The sequence below is a fragment of the Cupriavidus sp. JZ107 genome, assembly GCF_053903255.1.
Genome location: NZ_CP096481.1, coordinates 1,545,791 through 1,569,363 on the forward strand (window position 1 = coordinate 1,545,791; position 23,573 = coordinate 1,569,363).

19 protein-coding genes are annotated in these 23,573 nt (G+C 62.8%); 13 read left to right on the plus strand and 6 right to left on the minus strand.

The genetic code is table 11. From position 1 onward, the window contains the following. The first annotated feature begins 16 nt into the window (after positions 1-16). Complete coding sequence (gene tssA / locus M1D55_RS16410; protein ID WP_456282617.1) at positions 17-1,114, plus strand: type VI secretion system protein TssA; 1,098 nt, start codon at positions 17-19, stop codon at positions 1,112-1,114. Positions 1,115-1,251: 137 nt separating this feature from the next. Here the strand turns inward: tssA and M1D55_RS16415 are convergent, their stop codons facing one another. The 6 genes from M1D55_RS16415 to M1D55_RS16440 form a co-directional block, all read right to left on the minus strand. After that, positions 1,252-2,058: an OmpA family protein gene (locus M1D55_RS16415; RefSeq protein ID WP_023264548.1), complete on the minus strand. Its 807-nt coding sequence runs from the start codon at positions 2,056-2,058 to the stop codon at positions 1,252-1,254. Beyond that, positions 2,055-3,068, minus strand: coding sequence for a type VI secretion system-associated protein TagF (gene tagF, locus M1D55_RS16420; RefSeq protein ID WP_456282618.1), 1,014 nt, complete (start codon positions 3,066-3,068; stop codon positions 2,055-2,057). The genes M1D55_RS16415 and tagF overlap by 4 nt, the downstream gene beginning before the upstream one ends. Beyond that, complete coding sequence (gene tssM, locus M1D55_RS16425) at positions 3,065-7,030, minus strand: type VI secretion system membrane subunit TssM (protein ID WP_456282619.1); 3,966 nt, start codon at positions 7,028-7,030, stop codon at positions 3,065-3,067. Before tssM ends, tagF begins: the two co-directional genes overlap by 4 nt. A gap of 96 nt (positions 7,031-7,126) precedes the next feature. Further along, complete coding sequence (locus tag M1D55_RS16430; protein WP_456282620.1) at positions 7,127-8,620, minus strand: hypothetical protein; 1,494 nt, start codon at positions 8,618-8,620, stop codon at positions 7,127-7,129. A 52-nt stretch (positions 8,621-8,672) separates the two neighbouring features. After that, on the minus strand, positions 8,673-8,939 hold the full coding sequence (locus M1D55_RS16435; protein WP_006575567.1) for a PAAR domain-containing protein: 267 nt from the start codon (positions 8,937-8,939) through the stop codon (positions 8,673-8,675). 104 nt (positions 8,940-9,043) lie between these two features. Beyond that, positions 9,044-9,889 carry a M15 family metallopeptidase gene (locus M1D55_RS16440; RefSeq protein ID WP_064573402.1) on the minus strand — a complete coding sequence of 282 codons (846 nt, stop codon included), beginning with the start codon at positions 9,887-9,889 and terminating at the stop codon, positions 9,044-9,046. 330 nt (positions 9,890-10,219) lie between these two features. Between M1D55_RS16440 and M1D55_RS16445 the strand changes: the two genes are divergently transcribed. From M1D55_RS16445 to M1D55_RS16500, 12 genes are all read left to right on the plus strand, one after another. Beyond that, positions 10,220-11,125 (plus strand): hypothetical protein, encoded by a 906-nt coding sequence (locus M1D55_RS16445; protein ID WP_456282621.1) that lies wholly within the window; start codon positions 10,220-10,222, stop codon positions 11,123-11,125. A 148-nt stretch (positions 11,126-11,273) separates the two neighbouring features. Further along, a complete protein-coding gene (locus tag M1D55_RS16450; protein ID WP_456282622.1) occupies positions 11,274-14,141 on the plus strand; it encodes a type VI secretion system Vgr family protein in 2,868 nt (955 codons plus the stop codon). 28 nt (positions 14,142-14,169) lie between these two features. Beyond that, entirely contained in the window at positions 14,170-15,012 is an 843-nt protein-coding gene (locus M1D55_RS16455; protein WP_456282623.1) for a DUF4123 domain-containing protein, read from the plus strand. 10 nt (positions 15,013-15,022) lie between these two features. Then, the gene (locus M1D55_RS16460; protein ID WP_456282624.1) at positions 15,023-15,517 is read left to right on the plus strand and encodes a DUF3304 domain-containing protein; all 495 of its coding nucleotides are present in this window, start codon (positions 15,023-15,025) and stop codon (positions 15,515-15,517) included. Beyond that, positions 15,495-17,768, plus strand: a complete 2,274-nt coding sequence (locus tag M1D55_RS16465; protein WP_456282625.1) for a T6SS phospholipase effector Tle1-like catalytic domain-containing protein — start codon at positions 15,495-15,497, stop codon at positions 17,766-17,768. The genes M1D55_RS16460 and M1D55_RS16465 overlap by 23 nt, the downstream gene beginning before the upstream one ends. A 73-nt stretch (positions 17,769-17,841) precedes the next feature. After that, a complete protein-coding gene (locus M1D55_RS16470) occupies positions 17,842-18,378 on the plus strand; it encodes a hypothetical protein (RefSeq protein WP_456282626.1) in 537 nt (178 codons plus the stop codon). A 219-nt stretch (positions 18,379-18,597) separates the two neighbouring features. Further along, entirely contained in the window at positions 18,598-18,987 is a 390-nt protein-coding gene (locus M1D55_RS16475; protein WP_456282627.1) for a DUF3304 domain-containing protein, read from the plus strand. Then, a complete protein-coding gene (locus M1D55_RS16480; RefSeq protein WP_456282628.1) occupies positions 18,984-19,124 on the plus strand; it encodes a T6SS immunity protein Tli4 family protein in 141 nt (46 codons plus the stop codon). The genes M1D55_RS16475 and M1D55_RS16480 overlap by 4 nt, the downstream gene beginning before the upstream one ends. 229 nt (positions 19,125-19,353) lie before the next feature. Then, positions 19,354-20,457 carry a T6SS immunity protein Tli4 family protein gene (locus tag M1D55_RS16485; RefSeq protein WP_456282629.1) on the plus strand — a complete coding sequence of 368 codons (1,104 nt, stop codon included), beginning with the start codon at positions 19,354-19,356 and terminating at the stop codon, positions 20,455-20,457. A gap of 204 nt (positions 20,458-20,661) precedes the next feature. Further along, on the plus strand, positions 20,662-21,774 hold the full coding sequence (locus tag M1D55_RS16490) for a hypothetical protein (RefSeq protein WP_456282630.1): 1,113 nt from the start codon (positions 20,662-20,664) through the stop codon (positions 21,772-21,774). A gap of 25 nt (positions 21,775-21,799) precedes the next feature. Next, positions 21,800-22,294, plus strand: a complete 495-nt coding sequence (locus M1D55_RS16495; RefSeq protein ID WP_456282631.1) for a DUF3304 domain-containing protein — start codon at positions 21,800-21,802, stop codon at positions 22,292-22,294. Between the two features lie 641 nt (positions 22,295-22,935). Continuing rightward, entirely contained in the window at positions 22,936-23,460 is a 525-nt protein-coding gene (locus M1D55_RS16500) for a DUF3304 domain-containing protein (protein WP_456282632.1), read from the plus strand. The last annotated feature ends 113 nt before the right edge of the window (positions 23,461-23,573 follow it).

Here is a 23,573-nt window from a genome sequence, read left to right on the forward strand (position 1 = left end):
TTTCCTGCGGGCTGACATGGCGACTCTTTCCTTCGACCGTTTGCTGCAACCTGTTTCGGGCGACGACCCTTGCGGCGAGGATCTGTTGTTCTCGGCCGAATTCGACCGCATTCAGGAGGCGCGCCGTTTCGACGATCCTTCGCTGGATCAAGGCGAGTGGGTGACCGAGTTGAAGGAGGCGGACTGGCGCCAGGTGGTCGACCTGTCGACGCGGCTGCTGTCCGAGCGGACCAAGGATCTGCGGCTGGCGGTGTGGCTGACCGAGGCGCTGGCCAAGACAAGAGGGTTTGCGGGTTTGCGCGACGGTTATACGGTGACCGCGCAGCTGTGCGAGTCATTCTGGAGCGGCCTGCATCCGCGTGCCGACGAGGAAGACCTTGAATATCGCACCGGCAGCGTGGCGTGGCTAGCCACGCGTTCGCGCCAGCTGATCCGCGAGATTGCGCTGGTCGAAGAGGCCGCCGGCGGCTATGGCTATGTCGATTGGGAGGTCGCGACCGCGCTGACCGAGGCGATCCGCCGCGATCCGGACCACGCCGACGAACTGTCCGAGGGCAAGGTCACGCAGGAAGCGTTCGAGGCCGCGCGCAAGGCGACGCCGGCCGAATTCCATGTCGCGCTGCTGCAGGACGTCGTGTCGTGCCAGCAGGCGCTGGCAAGGCTCAGCGATGTGTTGGACGCCAAGGCCGGCGAGCATGCGCCGAGCTTCCGGCAGGCGCGCGAGGCGCTGGAAGCGGTGCGGGCGCTGGTCGAGCGCTTTGTCGGCAAGCCCGCCGCACCCGCCACTGTCGCCGGCGACGCGCAGCAGGCAGCTGCGCCGACGGCCGTCGGCCGTGTCGAAGCGCCGGCAGTGGGCGGGCAGGGCGCCGCCGCGGCCGGCGGCCCGATCCGCACGCGTCAGCAGGCCCTGGCGCAACTGCGCGAAGTCGCCGATTTCTTCCGCCGTACCGAGCCGCACAGCCCGGTCGCCTATCTCGCCGCGCGCGCCGCCAAGTGGGGCGAGATGCCGCTGCACGCGTGGCTGCGCACCGTCGTGAAGGACGATGCGACGTTGTCGCAGATCGAGGAGTTGCTGGGCGTGATGCCGGACGCGGAGAGCGATTCGGGCAGCTGAGTCAGCCCGCCGCGCAGCCAACAACCTGTCGTCCCCGCGCAGGCGGGGACCCAGCGACCTGCACGGCTGCCAGCAATGGATCAAGCCACTGGGTCCCCGCATGCGCGGGGACGACAAGCAAATCGTCGATCAACGCCTTACTGACTCGCCCTGAACTCGATGCGCCGATTGCGCGCCCGGTTTTCTTCCTTGTCGTTCGGCGCGATCGGCTGATCCGGGCCGACACCCACAGCGGACAGCACCGACGGCTCGATGCCCTTGCCGGCCAGATAGCTCTTGACCGTCTCCGCGCGCGATTGCGACAGCGCCAGATTGAGCGCGCGGCTGCCCGAATTGTCGGTGTGGCCGACGATCTCGATCTTGCGTCCCGACAGCTTTGGCAGCACCGCCGCCATCTCGTCGAGAATCACGCGGCCCTTCGGCGTCAGCGTGGCGCTGCCGGTCTCGAATTCGATGATCCGGTTCGCCAGCGTACGGTCCAGCAGATCCTGGCCCGAGGCCGGCACGCGCAGACCGTTCTTGATCGTGTAGTTCTGCCCCAGTCCGCTGGACATCATCGTGGCAAGCTGTTGGCGTTGCCCCTCGTCGGCGACGTCGCCATACAGCGCGATCTGCGTGCCGTCGATGCTCAACTGGCCCCGCTTGACCTGCTTGATCTGCGGCGACAGCACCTTCTGTACATTGGCGGTCCAGTTCGGCGGCGACACCACGCCGCCCACCTCGATCTGGTCGACCACATTGGCCGCGCCATACAGCTCGCGCAGCCGTGCGAGCACCTCGGCCTTGGTGGCCTCGTCCGGCACCGCGCCGCCGGCTACCACGCGGCCCGCCGCCGCCTCCGCGCCGGCAGGCGTCTGGGCGGAGGCGGGCGCCGCCAGCAGCCAGGTCAGGGCCGTCGCCAGCGCAACAGCGCGGCAGGCCGGGAAAACCGAACGCATGATCATTCTCCGATGAAGACTTCGCGGAAGGTGTCGAGCGCCGCGCGCAGCGACAGCTGCGGCTGCTCGAGATAGCTGGCCAGCTTGGCCACGCCATAGCGCGAGCCGGCATGCTGGTCCACCCACTGCGGGTCGTCGATGTCGATATTGACTTCGCCGTACGCCAGCGGCGACATGATGCCGTGCAACGTGCGCGACGAGGCGCCGTTGAAGCCGATCACCAGCCGCTCGCTGCGGCCGGCTTGTCCGGCACCGGGATTGCCGACGCGGCCGAGGAACAGCGACAGCTCGAAGTCCCCGCGCTTCAGGAAGCCCGACACCAGGTCGAGCCAGAAGCTGGCCACCAGGCTGCGATAGACCGGATCGGAGGGCAATGGCAGCGTCAGGCCCTTGTCCAGCCGCGAGGTGCCGGCACTCATCACCGGTTCGAGCAGGATGCCGAGCGCGACCAGCGTGCGGCGCAGGCAAAGCGTTTGCCCATCGGCGCGCAGCATCTGCTCCAGGCCGGCTACCGTCTGGAACTCGATGAAGTCCTTGAAGCTGGCATCGTAGGCCTGCGCGCCCGCGCCGATCTCGACCGCGAACTGGGTCTGCGCCAGATTGCGCAGCCCTTCGGCCGGATCGGCGGCGGAAACCAGTTCCTGCATCTGATGGCTGGCGCGCGTCCACAGCCGCGTCAGCGCCAGCGGGCTGCGCGCGATGAACGGCAGCGGCTGGTCGGTCTCCAGCGCGGCGGCGGCGAGGAAGGGGAAGCGGCGCGACGACTGGTCGTTGCTGGCCATCACCGTGCCGGCGATCGCCAGCCGGCTCTGCGAACCGAGGAAGGCGAACTGGACCGGCTGCCACGCGTCATAGACGGTCTTCCAGCCTGGATCCTCGGCCAGCATTTCCATCGCCTGCGACAGCCAGCGATCGAGCGTATCGAGCAGCTGGGTCTGGTTCGGGCTCTTGACGAAATCCCCGCGCGACGGAAGCTTGCCGAAGTACGCGAGCTGCAATTGCGCTGCCTGGCTCATTGCGCACCTCCTGCACGCACGGTGGCGCCGGATTGCGCGACGGGCGCGCCGGATTGCGCAACCGGTGCCGACGCGGCGGGCTGTGCCGCCTCGGTCGTGCTGACCGGCGCCGAGGCGTCCGCAATCGCCGGCGGCAGCTTCAGGCCGCGCAGACCTTGTCCCTGCGGCGAGTCCGCGGCGGCCGTCGTGGTCTGCGGGCTGCTGACGATGCGCAGCGCCACCGCGACGGTAGTGCCGCCCTGGGTCCACGACAGCTCGAAGGCGCCATCCGGACGACGCTTGCGCGAGGCCGTGGCGATCAGCCGTTCCAGGCCGAAGCGGCCCGGTTCGCTGAGCACCTCGACGGTACGGCCGTCGAAGGTCGTCGCGGTGATACGCGCGCCCGGCGTGCCCTGCGGATTGGGCCAGACGAAGTTGGTCCACTGCGGCGGCGTATTGCGATAGCGCAGCTGTTGTCCATCGATCTCGATCGTGTACTCGGTAGTGCCGGCCGCCGGCGACGGCAGGATCTGGAACACCGTCTGCGGCGCCGCAGCGGCGGCACCGCCGGCCCCGGCCGCCGCGCCGCCGGTCAGCGGCGCGATCCAGCGTGTGAAGTTGGTGGTGAACTCCGGCGCGAAGGTCACGCCCAGGTCGCCCCAGGTCCGCGCGGCGATCATGTCGCCACGGCGCACCGACAGCGGGCCGATGGTGGTGCCGGCGAACTTGGCGATGGCGCCGTCCGGACCGAACACCTGGCCGATCTCGGCCGCGCTGGCCTCGATCTTGGCGTCCGACGCGAACGGGTACTTGGTCGCCAGCGTCTGCATGAACGGCTGGTAGACCTGCGCGTTCCACACCTTGTTGATTTCCACGCTGGCAGGGCGGATCGTCACCGCATACGACTGCAGCAGCGGCCGCACCAGCAGCGGACGCAGCGTCTGGCGCTGGCTGTCGGTCATGCCGGTCAGCATCTGCTCGTCGACGTACTTGAGCGCATCGGCCAGCTCGGAGCCGTTGCCGTCCAGCGTCTGCTGCATCAGCTGGCGTGCGCCGGGGCCGGGATCGCCCTGGTTCTTGATGGTGTTGAAGCGCGTGCGGACCTTCGACAGCGTCTCCATATAGCCGCGCAGCAGCGAATTGTTGTCGCGCATCACGGCGATCTTGGCCAGGCCCGAGAACTCCTTGCCGACCGGCCCCATCGGGATATTGCCGGCTTCGGACGAGGAGGCGAGGCTCGCGCTGTCGACATTGACGCTGACGCCCGACGGCGTGCCGCGCGAGACCCAGCGCTTGAACCATTCGATCACGCCGGTCTTGGCCTGCTTCAGGCCCGCGTTGACGATCGACGGGTTATCCCACGAGGTCTGCTCGTAGGCGGCGTCGAACAGCTTGCGGATCGGCGAATTGACCGGATCGCCGAGCAGGTTCATCGCGGTGACGGCCTGATCGAAGCTCTTGAATTCCTGTACCGCGACGCCCTGCATGAAGCGTTGCCACTCCTTCGCGTATTCGTTCTTGTACATCGACACCAGCGTCTTCTGGATCTGCTCGGGGCTTCCCTCGAGCGTCAGGTCGTCGCGGGCGGCGACGTTCAGCACCCAGTCCTTGCTTTGCAGCTCCTTGCTGGCCGCCTCGCGGATGGCCGGCTGCACGTATTGCAGCCAGGCTTCCCGCGTGAAGGTGCCGGGCACCGCGTAGCTGCCGGTGACCACCGTCGCGCCGGCGTCGCCGACGATGCGGGCCACGGTCATCGGCGCGAAGCGCGTCGCCGCGCGTGCCTTGATCTCGGCGTAGGCACGCTCGCGCGCCGGCATGCCGCGCACCACGCGGCGCAGGTTCTCGCGGGTCTGGTCGATCAGCGACAGATTGCTTTCGAGCAGCGGCCAGTTGTCGTCGTTGACGCGGGCCAGGTAGAACGAGATGTTGCGCTCGGCCGCGCGGATCAGCTGCTCGCGCGGCATGTTGCCGCGGTTCTCCTCGAGCCAGCCGCGCCAGAAGCGCGTGACCTGGTCGGTCAGATGCGCGACCTCGACATGGCGCTTGTCCGCCAGCATCAGATAGGTCTTCAGCGCGTTGTAGGCGTCCTCGACATTGGTCGGCGAGGCGTCGGCATAGCGCTTCGCGCTCGGCGATTCGGTATTGAGCGCGGCCGTCATGTCGGCCGCGGAAGGCGTGGCGGCGGGCGCCGTAGTGGCTGCCGTGGCCAGGGCGGCGGCCGCCGCGCTCGCACCGGCTTGCGCCGAGGCCGGCACCACGGCGCCATTGGCCACCGGCGCCCGCACGTTCTGCGCAAGCTGGTCCGGATGCGCATTCACTTCGGCGAGGAAGCGCTCGATCGACGTGCCGACCGGCTTCAGCATGACCTGGCGCAGGCCGTTGTAATACTCGTCGAGCAGCTTGTGCTGCAGCGTATCGCCCTGATAGAGGCCCAGCGACAGCGCGATCGGATGGTCGGCGCGGAAGCGCTCCAGCTGCTCGATGCGGTCCTGCAGGATATCGAGCGCCTCCAGCCGCGATTGCAGGTCGATGCGGTTCTGCTGCAGCTTGACGATCTTGTCGAGGTCGGCCTGCACATTGGCAGTCAGCTGGCGGTTGCCGATAAACGACCAGGTCCAGCCGCCCAGCAGCAGGCCCAGCGCCAGCACCAGCCCGAAGAACGTGGCGAAGCGCATCCGCGTCTTGGCGGGGCTCGAGAACTGCCGCACGGTCTTGCGGTCAGCGAACACCACCTTGGAGAACAGGTCGCGCAGGAAGAAGCCGTTCTTGGAGAACACCTCGCGGCTATGGGCGGCGCTGTCGAGCTTCAGGCCGAAGCGGCGGGCAATCCGTTCGGCCGAGGCGCTGGTGGTGCTGGCCTCCTGCACCGCGCTGGTGAAATAGAAGCCGCGGAATACCGGCTTGTACTGGAACGGGTTCTCGTCGAACAGCGTCACCAGGAAGGCGCGCAGCGCCGGCTTGATCGAGGCGAACTCGAGCGGGAAGCTCAGCAGCCCCGGCGACAGCTTGCCGTTGCGGTGCTGCGCGATCTGCGCCACGCTGATTTCCTTCAGACCGTCGTACAGCTCGTCGAAACGCTCGTCGAACATCGCCGCGGCATCGCGCTTTTCGCCTGGCTCGAAGGGCAGGGTAGCGCCCCAGACGCGGTCGCGCTCGTGCTTGTCGCTGTCGCCGAAGAATTCGGTGAAGCCGGTGATCAGGTCCGCCTTGGTAAACATCACGTAGACCGGCGCGAAGACTTCAAGCCGCTCGGTCAGTTCCTGCACGCGCTGGCGCAGGTTCTTGGCCAGCTGGATCGCGAACTCGGGACGGTTCTGCGTCAGCTCCGGAATGCTGACGGTGACCACGATGCCGTTGATCGGCGCGCGCGGACGGTAGCGCTTGAGCAGGTCCAGGAAGCCCAGCCATTCCTTGCGGTCTTCCTCGTGCACCGAATAGCGGCCCGCGGTATCGAGCAGGATGCCCTCGGTGGTGAAGAACCAGTCGCAATTACGCGTGCCGCCGATGCCGTGGATGATCGCGTTGTTCTTGTCGGCGAACGGGAACTGCAGGCCCGAGTTCAGCACCGCGGTGCTCTTGCCCGCGGCGGGGTTGCCGATCACGATGTACCACGGCAGTTCGTACAGTGCCTCGTTGCCCGACAGCTGGCCGAGCTTGGACGTCTTGATCGTCTTGACCGCATCGACCAGCCGCGTGCGCAGCGCCTCGACCTCGCCGCGCTTTTCCTGCGGCGCTTCCTGGGCCGCCGCATTGGCCTGCTGTTCCAGCAGTGCGCCGAGCTTGCCGCTGGCTTGCCGTGCGCGATAGTGACGCCATGCGAAGGCGATCAGCCATGCGACCACCAGCAGGCCGAGCACGATGCCGACCCAGGTGAGCCCCACCTCGAAGGTATCGGCCGCCAGCAGCAGGAAGAGCGTCAGCGCGACGACGCCTATCACGGACAGCGTGCGCGTGTTGGTCAGGAAACTGAGGAATCGATGCATGGTGGCCTGCGGTTTGCGAATGCGTGTGCTGGTTCTTGCGCTTGTGCTTGGGCTTGGTGCGAGCTTGTGCGTGTTCGGGCTTGGGGCAGATGGCCGCTAGGTGGTGGCCGGCGGCAATACCGCGATCGCGCCGCGCTGCTGCGGATCGGCCGCGGTCAGTGCGAGTGCCGGGCCGCCGCGCTCGGTGCACTGCTGATGCGCGAGCACGATCGCCAGCAGTGCGCCGGCATTACCGGTGTGTCCACAGGCGATGCCGACCGCCAGCAGGTCCGCGCTGACGTCGAGTTCGCCAAAGCGTTCGGAGAACACCCGCGCCAGTTCGACGGTGCGGACCGGATGCGGGCTGATGTCCGCAGTAACCACGACCGGTTGGGGCGCCGGCGCGGGTTCAGTGGCCGGCTCTGCCTGGTCGTCGTCTTTCGTCTTCGCGTCGTCGGCCGGATCGGCCAGCAGCGCCACGGTCTGCGCAATGGCCTGATCGAGCGCCGCGGTGCGCGGCTGGCCCTTGTCGGGCGTCGGCGCATCGAGCCGCGTCAGCGTGGCGCGACCGATCGACGCCGGCGGCGCGTCCTGCGCGAGCATCGCGGCCAGCGGTCCCTGCGGCGGATACAGCAGGATGCCCGCCGCCGCCTCGGAGGGCGCGACGCCGTGCTCGCATTGGGCGCTGAACAGCCGGTTGGTTGCGCGCAGCCGGTCGATTGCTTCTGCGCCGATATGCGAATCGGCGGCGATCACGCCGCGCAGTTCGTGCGTCGGTTCGCGATGCAGCGCAAGGATTGCGCGATCGACCTGGACCATCGCATCGCCGTCGCCCTTGGCGGTCAGCGTCTCCATCGAGATCCGTTCGACCGGCCACAACCCGGTCAGGCGGCCGCGCACATATTGACCGGCGGCCGCCGCCATCGGCGCCTGCCAGCGCTCGGGCAGCAGCAGCGTCAGCACCAGCCGCGGCGGTTCTTCGGCCTGCGGCGCCGTGGTTGTCTCATCGGCGGCAGGGAAATACAGGCCGGGATATTGCTCCAGCACCTGCGCCACCAGCCGCTCGGCCACGTCGCTGGCCAGCGCGACGGTGCGCACGGCCTCGTCATTCCACGGCAGCTCGGCGAAGGCCTGCTCCAGCGCCTCGCGGGTGCCATCGACATCGATGTCCTCGGCAGGCGCGGCGAAGATCGGCACGCCATCGCCCAGCACGTCGACGACGTCCGGCCGCTGCTGCTCGGCGGTGGCCGCGGCGGTGGCGGCCGTGTCGCCGCCCTTGGCGGTATGCAGGGCGGCGCCCAACACCAGCGCGCGCCAACGGCGGGTGGGGTCGTCGTCGGGCATGGCGCCGTCGGCCGAGTCCCCGCCGTCTTGCGCGGCGGCCGCCGGCGTGCTGACCGCGGCCGCGACATTGCGCCGAATGCCGTCCAGCGCGCGGCGGATGACCAGATAGCCCGCGATCATGCCCGCGGGCAGCAGGAACAGATGCGTGACGATATCGGTCGTGGTCGGCATCCGATGGATCGATTGCCACCACAGGATCGTCGCGGTCCAGACCAGCGCGAAGACGGCGAACAGGATCAGGCCGGAACGGAACAGGCGTGCGAGCATGGTGTCGGGGAGGGTCGGCACAGGAAGCGCAGCAGCGGAAGGGCGCGCCGGCTTACGCGCTGCCGGTGACTCCCTGGCTGGACAGCAGCGTCGCGCCGCATGCCGTCTTGTCGCCGTGGCGGGCCGCGGCGCGGCCATCGATGATCACGGTCGAATCGCCGGTGACGATGGTGGTTTCGCCATGACCCGACTTCGGACAGGTCACGCGATCGCCGACGCAGGCGATGCCCTTGCCGTTGGTCGACGTGGTGCCCGACGCGCTGATCACGACGCCGCCGTGGTCGGTCTTGTCACCCAATACGATAAATGGCCGTGTCATTGTTGTTCTCTCGACTGAGAAGGGCGATCCCGCCACCAGCTATCGATTCGCAGCCTGCTTTCGCCGGCCGCCGTTGCGTGCGCCATGCCCCCGCACATCGCACGCTAGCCGGGCTTCTTGCCGAGCACGCCGGGCCGGCGCAACTCGACGTGCCCAAGATCCATCATCTTCCAGCGCCCGCCCCAGGTCAGCCCCGCGGACTCGGCGATTTGCCCATACAACTCGTATCCGCGCATTGCCCACGGATCCTTTTCGCTGATCACCAGCTTGCCGTCGCGATAGAAGGCGCTGTCCGCGGCCAGGCCGAACTGATGGTAACTGTGATAGGCGCCCGCCTTTGTGACATGCGTGCCCATCGCGGCCAGCCTGGCCTGGCGCTCCGGACTGCGATAGCCCTCCAGCAGCGCCATTTCATAGCCATGCTCGTCGCGCATGATCTTGTAGACCAGCAGCAGGCGCTGACGAAAATCGGCGTCGAGCAGATCCCAATTGCGGCTGGCTTCGCGAATGGTCGGGCGAATCCGTTCGACTTCCTGCGTGGTGAATACTTCCGGCGGCAATGGCGCCGGCGGAACCAGGCGTTCGCCATTCAATAAAGCGGAAATCTTCTGGTCCGGCTCGCGCAGCGCGTCATCGTACTCGAACAGCAGTTTCGGTCGCAAGGCGAGGGCAACGATCGGCGGGGTCGCGACGACGCCCGCCGCGCACAGCAGAAAGACCTTTCGGCGCGCAACGAAGGCGCGCAATGCTTCCATCGAATCGGCTGCCTGGGAAGCCGACGTTCGTAGGGTTCCGGCCGATCGCTGGCTTGCCGCGCTGGCATGGATACTGAGCCGCTGCCATTGCGTGCGCGCGGCCAGCAGCACGCGCTCGCGCACGTCCGGCAGCAGCAGAATGGCCGCAATCGCGACCATCAGCGCGAAATACAGGAACAGCGTAATAAAGATCATCCGCTCAGTGCGCGTACCGCGCGCCGTCCAAACCGCCCATGACAACGGCTTCAATAGTTACATTTTGTGACATTTTATTTGGCTCGATTCCGGGCTGACATTCGGCTGCAAAAATATCGCCGTCTGCGAGTTGTGACGGCGCCGTTCACATATTTGCATTTTTGTTGCGGCCAGCTATAAAATCTGCGCGCTTCGTCCGCATCGGCAGCTGGCGCCACCTCGTCGAATTTCTGCTCGGGCCCTGTCTTCGAGTTATGTTGCCGATCGCTTAACTCAATTCCATCCCTGCGCTGTCCGACGCGCATTTTATTGCAATTCGAGAGCCAAAAGATGAGCCACGGCGACGACTTCAAAGGAAATGGACCACCGTCGCTGTTCGGCTCGGGCAATGCCGACAGCCAGGGACCCGATACGCGCATCCTGGCCAGCCTCGAAGGGCGGGTCGCCAGTCACGCTCCTGTCAAGAAGAAGACTCCCGATATCAAGCGCCACGGCGTGTTCGCCACGCTGGCGCTGCTGTTGGTCGGCGCGGGCGCCGTGGCCTTCTGGCTGGGCAAGGGCAACGACGTCGAGGCCCCAACGGTGGCCACCGTCGTGCCGGCTGAAAGCGCGAATTCCGCCGCCAGCGCGGCCCCGGCCGCCGACATGCAGGCCGCCGCGGCAGGCGCGGCCGCTTCCGTCGAAGCGCCGGCCAGCTCCGCTACCATCGTCGATGTCAGCCCCGAGCGCGATGCCGATGACGATGCTCTCGACAATCTCGGCAAGATGCCATCCGGCGATCTGGCCGCAGCCGGCCTCGGTGCCGCGGCACTGGCCGGCGGTACCGCGCTGGCAGCAAATGCGGCGCCAGATCATGACAAGAGCGCTGCGGACCGTCACGCCAAATCGACGACGGTCGCCGCCAAGGAACCGAATAAAAAAACGCTAAACCAAGAAGTAAATAAAACGAAGATCACTGCATCGAATCAGACCGTGACAAAACGGCAACATTCGAATACGGCGACCAAGGGTGCTTCGCGTTCCAATTCGAACCCTACGACTGTAGGGAAGACGAAAACCGAGCGCTCGCGTATTGCCTCCAACAATACGCGCCGAGTTTCAAAAAAGGCGGGCGCCAATACCGGCAATGATCGCGATGCCGAATTGCTGGCGGCATTGCTGGCCCCCACGCCCGAAGAGAAAACCACGACCGCGTCGCGGACGCGCAAAAGCGGCACCGCCCAGCGTTCGCAGTAATGACGGCCGAGAGGCAAGGGTGCTGACAGAGCAGATGGCCGCGGCATCGACGCGGCCATTGGCGTTGTCGGGCAACCGATCGGGCTTGCCGATCGCTCGACATCCGCTGTGATATCCCCTGCGACACCCGCTGCGACACCGAACCGCCATGGACCACACCACCCTGATTCAGACCCTGTTTTCCCCGGCGCGGCGGCTGTTCCAGCTCGAAGGCGAGGGGGCCGTCGGCGAACTGGCCGTCGAGGCCTGGCTCGGCCGCGAGGCGCTGTCGGAGCTGAGCGAATGGCGCATCGTCGCGGTCAGCGCCAATGCCCGCCTGCCGCTGATGTCCCTGCTCGGTGCGAAGGTCACGCTGTGGACCACGCTGGCCGATGGCGGGCGCATTCGCCGCAGCGGCCTGGTGCGCAAGGCCGAGAAGCTGGGCGCCGATGGCAGCCTGGCGCGCTATCGGCTGACCGTGGTGCCGTGGCTGTGGTTGGCCACGCAGCAGCGGCATAGCCAGGTATTCCAGAACCGCACGCTGGCCGATATCGCCGAACAGATCCTGTCGCCGTACGCGCCACATGCGGTGTGGCGCTATACGGCGGGCGCGCAGCAGCGCATCGACACGCTGGGTCCGCGCGAACACGTCAGCCAATATCGCGAGACCGATTACGCGTTCCTGTCGCGGCTGCTGGCCGAGGCGGGGTTGGGCTTCGCCTTCGTCGACGACGAGCAGGCACCGTCGGGGCATGCGCTGACGATCTTCGCGGACAGCCCGCAATTGCCGGAAGGTCAGGTTTCGAGCGTTCGCTATCACCGCGCGCATAGCCAGGAAGAAGCCGACGCCGTGCAGCAGCTCGCTTGCCACAGCCGCGTGACGGTGCCCGGCGTCGCGGTGGTGGCGTGGGACGGCAACGGCAAGCGCACGCTGCGCGGCCATGCGCCAGCCAAGCTCGGCGGCGGCGCGCAATGCCCGGAGCCCTATCTGTCGGTCAGCCAGTCGGTGGTCGGCGATGCCGCCGGCGCGCAGCGGCTGGCCGAGCAGTTGATGGAGAGCATCGAGGCCCGCGCGCAGCTGTTCGCCGGGCAGGGTACGGTGCGCACCTTCGTCAGCGGCACCCGTGTGGCGGTCTCCGATTGTCCGCATCTGCCCAAACAGGAAGATGCCGAGGCCGCCTATCCGCTGCTGCTCGACATCGTCGAGCACTGCGGCCTGAACAACCTCGCGGCGGAGACGCGCGCCGCGTTGGGCCAGCGGCTGGGCCCGCTCGAGGCCGCGCTGTGCTTCGATACGCCGCCCAGCGCGCCCGAGAACGGCCCGATGACGATGGGCTTCCTGGCGCTTGGCGATGCGGTGGAGCGCAGCGTGCCGACGGCGTCGCTGCGCCAGGCCGCCGAGCAATACGGCTACGCCAATCTGTTCCGCGCCTGCGATGCGCGACGCCCGTGGCGCCCGCGCGTGGTCGACGGCAACGGCGCCAGGCTGTTCGCCACGCCGACCGCGATCGGCGTGCAGACCGCGACCGTGGTCGGCCCGCAAGGCGAGACGCAGCCGAGCGGCGATGCCGAACACCACGTCAGCCCGCGCGGGGAGATTCGGGTCCGCTTCCCGTGGCAAAAGGGCGAGCGCGACGATGACCGCAGCACGCGCTGGGTCCGCGTGGCGCAGCGCCAGGCCGGTGTCGGCATGGGCTGGCAATGGCTGCCGCGGATCGGCCAGGAGGTGCTGGTCAAGTTCGCTGACGACGATATCGATCAACCGATCGTGATCGGCGCGCTGTACAACGGGCAGGGTGAGGGTGGCATCGCGCCGACGCCGGGTGGCAAGCAGGCCGCTGCCGCCGATGCCTCGGTGTATCAGCAAGGCAGCGACACCGCGCCCAGTGCGCAGGCCAATGTCGCCGGCGGCCATGCGCCCGCGTGGCACGGCATGAGCGCTGATCAGGAAGGCCACCGCAACGCCGCCGCACTGAGCGGCTTCAAGAGCCGCGAACATGGGGGCGACGGCGCCAACCAGCTGGTGTTCGACGACAGCGATGGGCAATTGCGCACGCAGTTCGCCACGACGGTCCAGCACACTCAACTCAACCTCGGCCACCTGATCCACCAGCAGGACAACTACCGCGGCAGCTTCCGCGGCGAAGGCTTCGAGCTGCGCACCGACGGCTACGGCGCGATTCGTGGCAAGGCCGGCGTGCTGATCAGCACCTATCGCGATGCGCAGAGCCAGCGGCCGGTGCCGACCGGCGACAACGCCGCCGGCATCGCGCTGATCCGCCAGGCGAAGTCGCTGACGCAGAAGCTGGGCGATGGCTCGGTCAAACACCAGACGGCAGCCCTGCTGACCGCGAAGGACGACGAGGCCCCTCTGGCCAAGCTGGAAACCGCGGCCTCCGGCATGGTCGACGGCAAGGACCTGGACGCCGCGATGCAGGACGCCGCCAGCGGCAACAAGCAGACGCAAGGCAAGGTGCCGCATCCGAGCGAAGCCATCGTGCAACTGGCCGGCCGTGCCGGCCTTGCCATGGTTGCGGGGCAGGAGCTGCAGATGGTCAACGGCAAATCGCTGGGCATGGTGTCGGGCCAGGACACCAACCTGGCGATCGGCAAGCAGGCACGATTGCACAGCGGTCAAGCCATCGGCATCGCCGCGGCGCTGGAGAAAGCGGGCGAGGGCGACACCGGCCTGAAGCTGATCGCGGGCAGCGAAGACATCGACGTGCAGGCGCAGCACGATGCGATGAAGCTGCAGGCCAAGGATGAACTCAAGGTCGTGTCGGCAAATATGCAGGTGGACTTTGCTGCGGCCAAGCGGATTCGGGTGGCAACGGCTGGCGGGGCGTCGATCACGATTGAGGGTGGGAATATTACGGTGGAGTGCCCGGGGGCGATTACTTACAAGAGTGCGCAGCGGAAGTTTGAGGGGCCGGTGAGCGGAACATATCCCTTGCCCGCATTCCCACAGAGCGTGTGCGTTGAATGCATGAAGCACGCGATGGAAGGGGGCCACGCATTGGCCTTGAAAAATGGCTGATAGAGACGCAGCCGTAAGTTCTCGTCCCATGTTGTCCGAGCCGCGCTGGGTCGATGACTATCCGGTGGATTTCCTGTCTCGGCTACAGGCCGCCTTCGGCGACGCATCGATCCTGATGCTCGTCGATTGCGGCTTCGACACCGGCTTCGTGCCCGCACTGCATAGGCGGTTTCCCGAAACCAGGATCAAATCGCTCTTTGAAGGGCTTTATGAGGGGCCCGGCCTGGCCGAGATCGCGCCACAGCTTGTCGCATTGCCGAACGACAAGTCATTGCGAACTGCGATGCTGGAACTGGCTCTTCGGCGCGCGAATGCAAAGCCCATGCTGACGTTCTTGCATTGGCCCGATGGCTTCGATGCCTGCATGCACCACTTGCGCGGACAGCTGGAAGCCGTCGATTCGTCCGACACGGCGTTTCTGATACGGATCGCGGATACGCGCGCACTACAGCAGTTGCTGTTGGTGTTGGACGAGGAGCAGCGCACCCGCGTGTTGGGGAAAGGCACGTGGTGGTACGCCGATCGGTCAGCGGAGTTGCAATGTGTTCGAGGCCGCGTCGATGCACATGTCGGAGCGGACGGACCATTGCGGTTAAGCGATCGCCAAGTAGATGACCTTGCGTCGCTCGCACGTGCCGATGCCGTGCTGACGTTTATTCAGCGCTCGACGCACATTTTTGGGCGGTTCACTGGCCGTCCGTCCGAAGCGCATTCTTGTATTTCAAAGGTACTACGGGAAGCCCCTCCCGAAACCCATGACGCTGAAGTGTATCGATCGGTCCTAGCAGTACTGGAGCACAAAAATATGCTGTCCTCAATTTCTGAGGTTGGCAGCGATTCCGAGGGCAAATCCAATTCTCTTTTGACGTAGTTAAACAATCATGTTCAAGATCATTTTGTCCGCCCTAATGGCCGTCTTCTTGTTGGCCGGCTGCCAAAAGCATCCCGTCGAGAAGGACGAAGGCTGGGGCTTGAAGCTGTCGATCCTCAATTACACGGACATGCCATTGGGCGTTGTATATGTCAATGGAGTGTGGGCAGGCGCCATGGGTAGTTGGGGTGGGGGAACCAGTTTCGCGGGAAGTGTGGGTGTCCCCACCAAATGGAAGCCCGGCATGACAATGACTGTTGAATGGCAGGATGACGCGCTTTATCAAAAGAACAAGGATGCTCTTCATAAGGCAGAAGTCGAGGTGGAACCATATACAGGAGAGCGTCCCAGTTTTCTTTGGATAGCATTTTTTCCTGATGGAAAGATCAGATTGTTCCCGTCAAATTACGCGCCGGGGTTTCCACAGTCCCCCGAACCATTGAGGCTCACACCGGGAGAGGTGTGTGCCAAAAATGAGATGTGTGCAAAAAAATACATCAAGTGAGGGGACGATGTTGCTTGAGAAGGTTGATGCGACGAATCCGCTTTCTCTAACACGAGAAGAGCAGGCAAAAAAACTGGCCAAGGAGATGGAAAGGGCGGCCTCACGCTGCTGCGAGGAGATGCACATAGGTGTATTTTTCGATGGCACAAATAACAACAAAGATCGAGATGCACCCAAGAATGCGCATAGCAATGTTGGAAGGCTTTTCGATGCATTCGCCATTCCGGTGGGTGATAAAAATCGTTATAAATTTTATTGTGCTGGCGTTGGTACTCCTTTCGAAAAAGAAACAAGCGATACCGGACGAGGGTACGACTCTCGTGCCGGGCTTGGAGCAGGGTGGGGCGGTGAGGCACGAATCAACTGGGCGTTGCTACAGATATCCAATGCCTTGCATGCGCGTTTTTTTGGTACGGATTTGTCTGATGCTTTAGGCACGACAGATCAAGATTTTGTCAAAATGATGTCTACGGACGTCAATATGACGGATCGGCTGCTCCGATCGGCTGGACAGACGGAAGTTGAGCAATTGCGTAATGCCGGAACCCTGGGAACTACCGGCTATATTTTAGATACGGCCGCTATGTCGCCCAATCACTCAGGGCGCCGGGCTGTACTGAAGCGGCGGCGCGATTATTTGCGTTCCAAACTGATGCCCGTGCTCGTGGCAAGCAAGCCCGCTTTGAAAAGAATCCATTTGTCAATATTTGGATTTTCCCGAGGAGCTGCCGCTGCACGCGTCTTTTGCAACTGGTTGACTGATGCACTAGACAAGGATATGACGATTGCTGGGGTACGGGTCGAGGTGGATTTTCTTGGAATCTTCGATACCGTTGCCTCCGTTGGATTCGCTCAAAGCTTCCTACTGTTTGAGGGCCACGGCGGATGGGCACAGGAGGAATATCTCCGTATTCCCAAGTATGTTCGACGCACTGTACATCTGGTTTCAGCGCACGAGGTGAGGGGCTCCTTCCCTCTCGATAAAGCGGAGGCCGAAAACTGTCTGGAGCTTGTTTACCCAGGTGTACATTCTGACCTCGGCGGCGGATATGTGCCTGGCGAGCAAGGGAAGAGCTGCAATGAGACCGGCGCGCCCGATGATAGCTGTAAGTTGTCACAAATTCCCCTGGCGCGAATGTACAGAGAAGCCGTTGCCGCGGGTGTTCCGCTAGACATCAATGCACCAAGCGTTGTGCCAAAGTCCAGGGCTGCTTTCTGGATCTCGGCCTCCCTAGCCCGCGCCTACAACGACTACGTTGATGTAGCGAACAAGGTCGTGTCCATTCACGGCGGCGGGACGACAGGCGCCGCTAAAGCCCAATACGGCATGTATCTACGCTGGCGAAAGCTCCGCTTGCCAGGTACGCCGGAGGCATTGGAAAACCAACCATTCTTCAAGCGTGCGGAGAAATTTAGCCGTCAAGACGCTGAGGATCTGCGAAGTGCCAATCGCGAGCTACAGGCCGAAGCGGCGGCGTTGCCCGCCATGGAGAAAGCGTCCGGGCTAATCGACGGCTGGATGCGCCGCTCGGGTCTCGCATGGACACCCGTCGCTGCGGGCCCAGTGCTTATGGGCCAGCTGTATCAGCAAGTTGCTGGCGAGAAGGTCAAGCAATGGCGTGAGGTGAAATCTATTTGGAATCATAAGGAGCCCCTCGACAGCCGTGTGGTCCGATTTTTTGACGACCATGTCCACGACTCGCGCGCTTGGTTCAAACCGCTCGGGGCCACGAGCGAAGAAGTCTGGAAGCTGCAACAGAAGGAGCGCATGGAGCGTCTTAAGAAGCAGCACGAAGACTTCCAACAGCTGGATAGGGACTTGTCCCGAGATCCACATGGAACTGCAATGCGCTATATGCCTATTCATAAGGGGGGAGGCGGGAAGGTCTTGCCGCTACCGCTGACAGGTGAACAACTGGCCCAGCTAGAAGCTTATGAAAAGGGGCAGCTGCCGACGGAGACCAAAGGCCGTGAATGGTCTTCGATCTGGGGGTATCTGCGGTGGCGAACTCACTACCAACCCGAAAAAACGCTTGGCGAAAAAGTTATGGCGATTTGGGGCGAAGTCGCATCGCTACCGGAGCGCACCATGGAGAAGGCTAAGGACGCGGTGACAGACCTCGAGTCCGCAATAAAGAAGACGGGGGCGGATCTCGTTGGGACCGGTGTCGAAGAAGGCACAGATTATCTTCAACGCCAAGCTTCAGAAGCACTTCGCCGCCTTCTCGGCAACGGCATTCCGACCCTCTGAATCACACCGGGCCGAATGCAATGGCTTTCGCATGGAAGGCAGCTGTTCAATGGTGTTGGTATGAAAAGAGGAAATGATCGAAGCGACGGGAAATTTTGCGGCCTGCATGATGGGAGGCTTGTCCATTGCCATTCTTTTCACATTATTGTCAGTTTCATGGAAATCTTGGGCTTCAGCAGCCGACGGAATGCCCGATGTTTCGATAAAGAAAGGTGGCGCGCCTCAAGACAAAATTAAACTCGATCCCGGCTCCCGCATTGATTACGTCGTAAATTGGAAATTATACGGACAAGAAGGCACTATTCTTGTTGTGCAGCAATTGAATGGTGGATATTCTGGCTGCGTCTTGTACCAGCTGGAAGGTGGTAAGCCTAAGATCATTCAGGGCCACCCATTTTGCAAATGGGCGGGAAAGCCATTTGTCGCACCCGAAGGGAATGCCAAATTGATTGAATTTCCGATAAGAATCAAGCAGTCGGCGGATTTTCAATATATTGATTCAAGCTTGCGCTTGAACTTTGATCCAATACGTAAACGTCTTTGTTCATATGACACGTTCTACGGTGGGAATGCCGCAACGATCGCAAAATGCGAGAAAGAGCTAAATTGAACCAGGCTTACCTTAGGAGCAGAAGAGGCGCATCGAACTTCTGAGGATGCAATACAAACACGCCCAACAGGTAAGAAAGACTTGTCACAGGGGCCGCGTGGAACTGCAAGGCACCATGCGCCTACGCCGGGCGATTCGTCGATACGCGCGTGAGGTGTACCAATGAGGTGGATTGCCGTCGCCTTTGTCGCATGCGCACTAGGGTCGTGTGGCGACGAGTTGATCGGTGCCAACGTTGTCGGCTACAACCACACCGACAAGGCCATCGGCCACTTCACAGTCAATGGAGGAGGCGGCGCTTACATGCATCCTCATGCGGGTGGCGGGAAATTTGCGTGTTGCGCTAGCGTGCCAACTCCATGGCGGCCCGGATTGACCATGACCGTCGGCTGGACCGACGAATTTGACGAGAACTACCGACAGCGCATTGTGGAGGTGCCGAAGTACGACAAGGTTGGGGATGTGGCGGTCCACTTCTTGAGGAACGGCGAAATAAAGATATTCGTGACCAACTACGCGCTATGGCACCCGCAATATCCCCTTAAAGGGGCAGAGGCGCAATTGAGGCCAGGTGTGGATCCAATCGCTCCTGTCGATGCGCAAAAATGATAGCCAATCTGGATCTCCTTGCGGCGGGCGGCGTTTGTCGCGTCTCGCCACAATGGGCTGAACAGTCCGATGAGCAAGCCATGCAATTGTGGGACGCCATTATTGATTCCATTCGACTGCGACCCGGTGCAGCGTAAGGCGACGTTAGACAGGCGCTTTGGCGGCGCGGTCGGCCCACCCGGGCGTGAGCGCATGACTGGAGCTCTCCGTCTTGGGGCCAATGCCCATCGTCATGGTCAACGCTATGAAGCGTAGTGGCTTAGCAAGTTCCCCATGGAGAACGACGCCGCCGCAAGGATGGCGAAACCCTCGCGGTTGCGGTCGCCGATGGGCGAGATCCCGGCAGTCGCCTGAACGGAGCGTGGTATGAGGGAAGTAATTGCCCGCGGCTTGATTCCTGCCGCCGCATTGGCATGCTGCGCGTTGCTATATGGCCAGGAGGTCATAGCAAGTCAGCAATGGCTCCCCGAGTGCGTAGGGCGACTGGAATTGCAATTGCCTGGGCCGGCCGAACAGGCGGCCTGGGATGCGGACGAGGTTGCCAAGGACATCCGTGGAGACCTAGGCATTGAACCCGCCACGCGCTATCCCGATGGGGAGCGTACCTTTCGTGTGAACCTCAGTCGCGGGCCGTCGCTGATTACGCATCCGCTTAGCGACGCAGCGCGCACGACGATGCGCGACGCCGTGAACGTGCGGATGAAGAAGGATGTCGCCATGTTGAAGGCTCGCGATGGCAAGGATGTCTACGGGGACCGCGTGAAGTTCGAACCATTGGACTGGGCGGGTCAGACAGGCAAAGCCTGGCGTATTGGCAGCCAGTTGTCGGCATTTACTGAAGTTGGGAAGGTCGGATTGTGGTGGAGGCTCAGCAATCGTGATGGCGATGTCGCTGCCGAACAAGCGTATTTTGCGTCAGCAGTGGCCAAGGCGAGACCCCGTGACGCTAACGTGGTCCCCACGATGCCAGGTTTGTGCATGCCATATATCTTCATTCCTGACGATGGGGTCGCGCCACGCTTTGTCGAGGCCAACTATCGCCTGAAGGGGCAGCCCGATGTCATTGTCGGTTTGGAAGACAAGTCCGCCACCCCGCTGGATCTGAAGATGAATGCCAGGATGCGCGACCCAGAGGGTGTCTCGGACTTCTTCTGGACCGCCCGGTATCAGGATCGCGAGGAAGTCCGAAGCGTCTGGAAAGACCGCTACCGCAGCATCACGATAGCCGGGGTGAAGGGCGTGGAGTCATTCGTGCGTCTTCGTCGCGAGGATGGAACCATCGACCATGGCTACTTGATCGTGGCATTGGGTAGCCCGGGCACCGGGGGCAGCTCGAGTGTGATGCTTTACGTCATACAGCGCGCCGATTTCGCCAAGAAGGCTGGCGTTGCACCGTTGGACCAGTCTTCGTTCCTTGCGCTGGCACGCGAAATTGCCGCAAGCGTCAAGATCAGGAATCTGCATCACTGACGTGTTCAAGGGAAAGAAAGATATGGGGTGCGTTCAATCGGTATCGGCGCGATGGGTATCGCGGTATTGCTGGTCGCAGTCGGATGTTCCGCAACCGGAGACGAGGTGCCAGCTAGTTCCAAAGTACAACGAGAACGATACCGGTGGATTGATATTGGAAAGTCGTCTTCCATCCTCGCAATATCCCGTGGAACGGAGCGGAGCATGAGGCAAGGTATTGTCCGTAGCTTGATTCCTGCTGCGGCCCTGGCATGCTCGCCGCTGGCATTTGGCCAGGCCGCCGTGGCGAGTGGGCAATGGCTCCCCGAATGCGTAGGGCGGCTGGAACTGCAATTGCCTGGGCCGGCCGACCAGGCGGCCTGGGATCCTGTGGAAGTCGCCAAGCGCATTCGTGGCGATCTGCGCCGCGATCCGCCGGCACGCTATCCCGACGGCGAGCGTGCATTTCACGTGAATCTTGGTGATCGCGGGCCACTGCTGATTACGCACCCCATGAGCGATAGCCAACGCGGGGTGATACGAGCCGCTGTCGATAGTCGGATGACGAAGGATGGCGCCATGTTGAAAGCGCGCGATGGCAACGACGTGTATGGCACGCGCGCGACTTTCGACAACTTGGACTGGGCAGGACCTGGCGGCAAGGCTTGGCGTGTAGGCAGTCAACTCTCCGCGTTTACCACGGTCAGCGATTCCGGCTTGTGGTGGAAGCTAAGTACCCACGACAGCGACGCCAAAGCCGACGAGGAGGCGTTCGCCTCCCTGGTGGCGGGGGCGATGCCGAGGGTTCCAAACACTGTGCCTCCAAAGCGCGGCCTGTGCATGCCCTATGTGTTCTTGCCCGATGACGGTGTTGCGCCTCGATATGTAGCGGCCAGCTATCGCCTGAAAGGGCAGCCCGACGTGATCATCGGTCTGGAGGACAAGTCAGCCGCTCCGCCAAATGCGAAGCTGAACGCGAGGATGCGGGATCCCGAGGGTGTGTCGGACTTCTTCTGGACCCACCTGTACCAGAATCGTCGCGAGGTAACGAGCATCTGGAGGGACCGCTACCGCCGTACTACGATCGCTGGGGTGAAGGCCCTTGAGTCGTTCGTCCGCCTTCGTCGCGAGGATGGAACCGTTGATCATGGCTACTTGGTTGTAGCTCTAGGCAGTCCCCACGCACAGGGCAGTTCCAGCGTGACGCTTCACGTCATTCAACGTTCCGACTTTGCCCGTAAGGCAGGGATTACGCCGCTCGATGAAGCATCGTTCCTTGCCCTGGCGAGGGGCATCGCTGCGAAGGTGACCCCCAGAGTTGCGCGGGATGCGCGGTAGCAGCATTCGATGTCGTCAAACGATCATGGCTAGGATCATTTTGTCCACACTAATTGCCGTCTTCTTGTTGTTCGGCTGTGAAAGACATGCCGCCGAGGAAGACGAAGGCTGGGGCCTGACGCTGTCCATTCTCAACTACACGGACATGCCGCTGGGCGTTGTCTATGTCAATGGAGTGTGGGCAGGTGGCATGGGAAGTTGGGGAGGGGGGACGAGCTTCGCTGGAAGTGCAGGCGTTCCTACCAAATGGAGGCCCGGCATGACGATGACCGTTGAGTGGCAGGATGATGCGCTCTATCAGAAAGACAAGGATGCTCTTCATAAGGCTGAGGTAGAGGTGGAACCCTACACAGGGGAGCGCCCCAGTTTCCTCTGGGTGGCATTCTTTCCTGACGGCAAGATCAGACTGTTCCCCTCATCATACGCCCCGGGGTTTCCGCAGTCGCCCCCACCATTGAGGCTTACGCCAGGGGATGTTTGTGCTCAGAGCGAGGCGTGTGCAAAAAAATATATCCAATGAGAGCGATTTATTCGTGATCGGATAATGTTGAACTATCCGAAGATAGTCTTGCACGTATGTTGGCTGCTTTTTGTGGCGGTGGCGATATGCCGAACCTCACGCGCCGATCATGTGGATCCCCGGGTGCCGGCTGTAAGCATTAAGGATGCACACGACGTCAAACGATCCCTCGCGCAGCCAGTTTCGGGTGCCAAGATCGCATATGCCGTGGATTGGAAATTTTATGGGCGTAGTGGCCGTATCGTTGCTGTGCAACTGCGGGTTGGGGACTACATGAGTTGTGAGCTATATCATGTGGAGGAGGGGAGCCTGAAATTGATCCAAGCCCATCCATTTTGCTCCTGGACGAGAAAACCCCGCATGGTAGCGAACCAGGATGTGAAAGGCATAGAGTTTCCGATCAGGATAAGGCAGGGTGAGGGTTATCCGATTAATGAATCGAGCATTACAGATCGACTTCGATATGGTATCAAAGGATATCTGCACCCATAACATGTCATACGCCGATGATACCGCTTCAGTTCCCAAGTGTCCGGGTGGCTGGAAGTACGGCTCGGGAAATGGCGTTCCGGAAGGAAGGTAACCCTGGATTAGCAAGATGATGAGCTCAACCACGAGGACGAGAATGCCGTTGGACGATCATGATTAAGGTTCTTTGTTCGGTGTTAATCGCCGTCTTCATGTTGGCTGCGTGCGAAAAGCAAGCAGCCGAGGAAGACGAAGGCTGGGGCCTGAAGCTGTCCATTCTCAACTACACGGACATGCCGCTGGGCGTTGTCTATGTCAACGGGGTATGGGCGGGTGGCATGGGAAGTTGGGGAGGAGGGACGAGCTTCGCTGGAAGTGCAGGCGTTCCTACCAAATGGAGGCCTGGCATGACGATGACCGTTGAGTGGCAGGATGATGCGCTCTATCAGAAAGACAAGAACGCTCTCCATAGGGCTGAGGTAGAAGTCGAGCCGTATAACGGCGACTACCTGAGTTTTCTTTGGGTTGCGTTTTTCCCGGACGGTAAGGTAAGGCTCTTTCCTTCAATGTATGGGCCAGGTCATCCAGAAGCGCCGGAACCGTTAAGGCAGTCACCTGGTGACGTCTGCGCAAAAAGCGAGGCTTGCGCAAAGAAGTATATTCGGCGTGAGGGTTATCACCCCCACGGAGTAAATTGATATTGAGGGTGCATGTGCTGGTACAAGAATTTGAGCCATGGCGCGCCAGGGCTGCCGCCGCTCTCCTTCTTTGTACGATGACGGCGTGCGAGGGTAGGGTCGACACCGTTGCC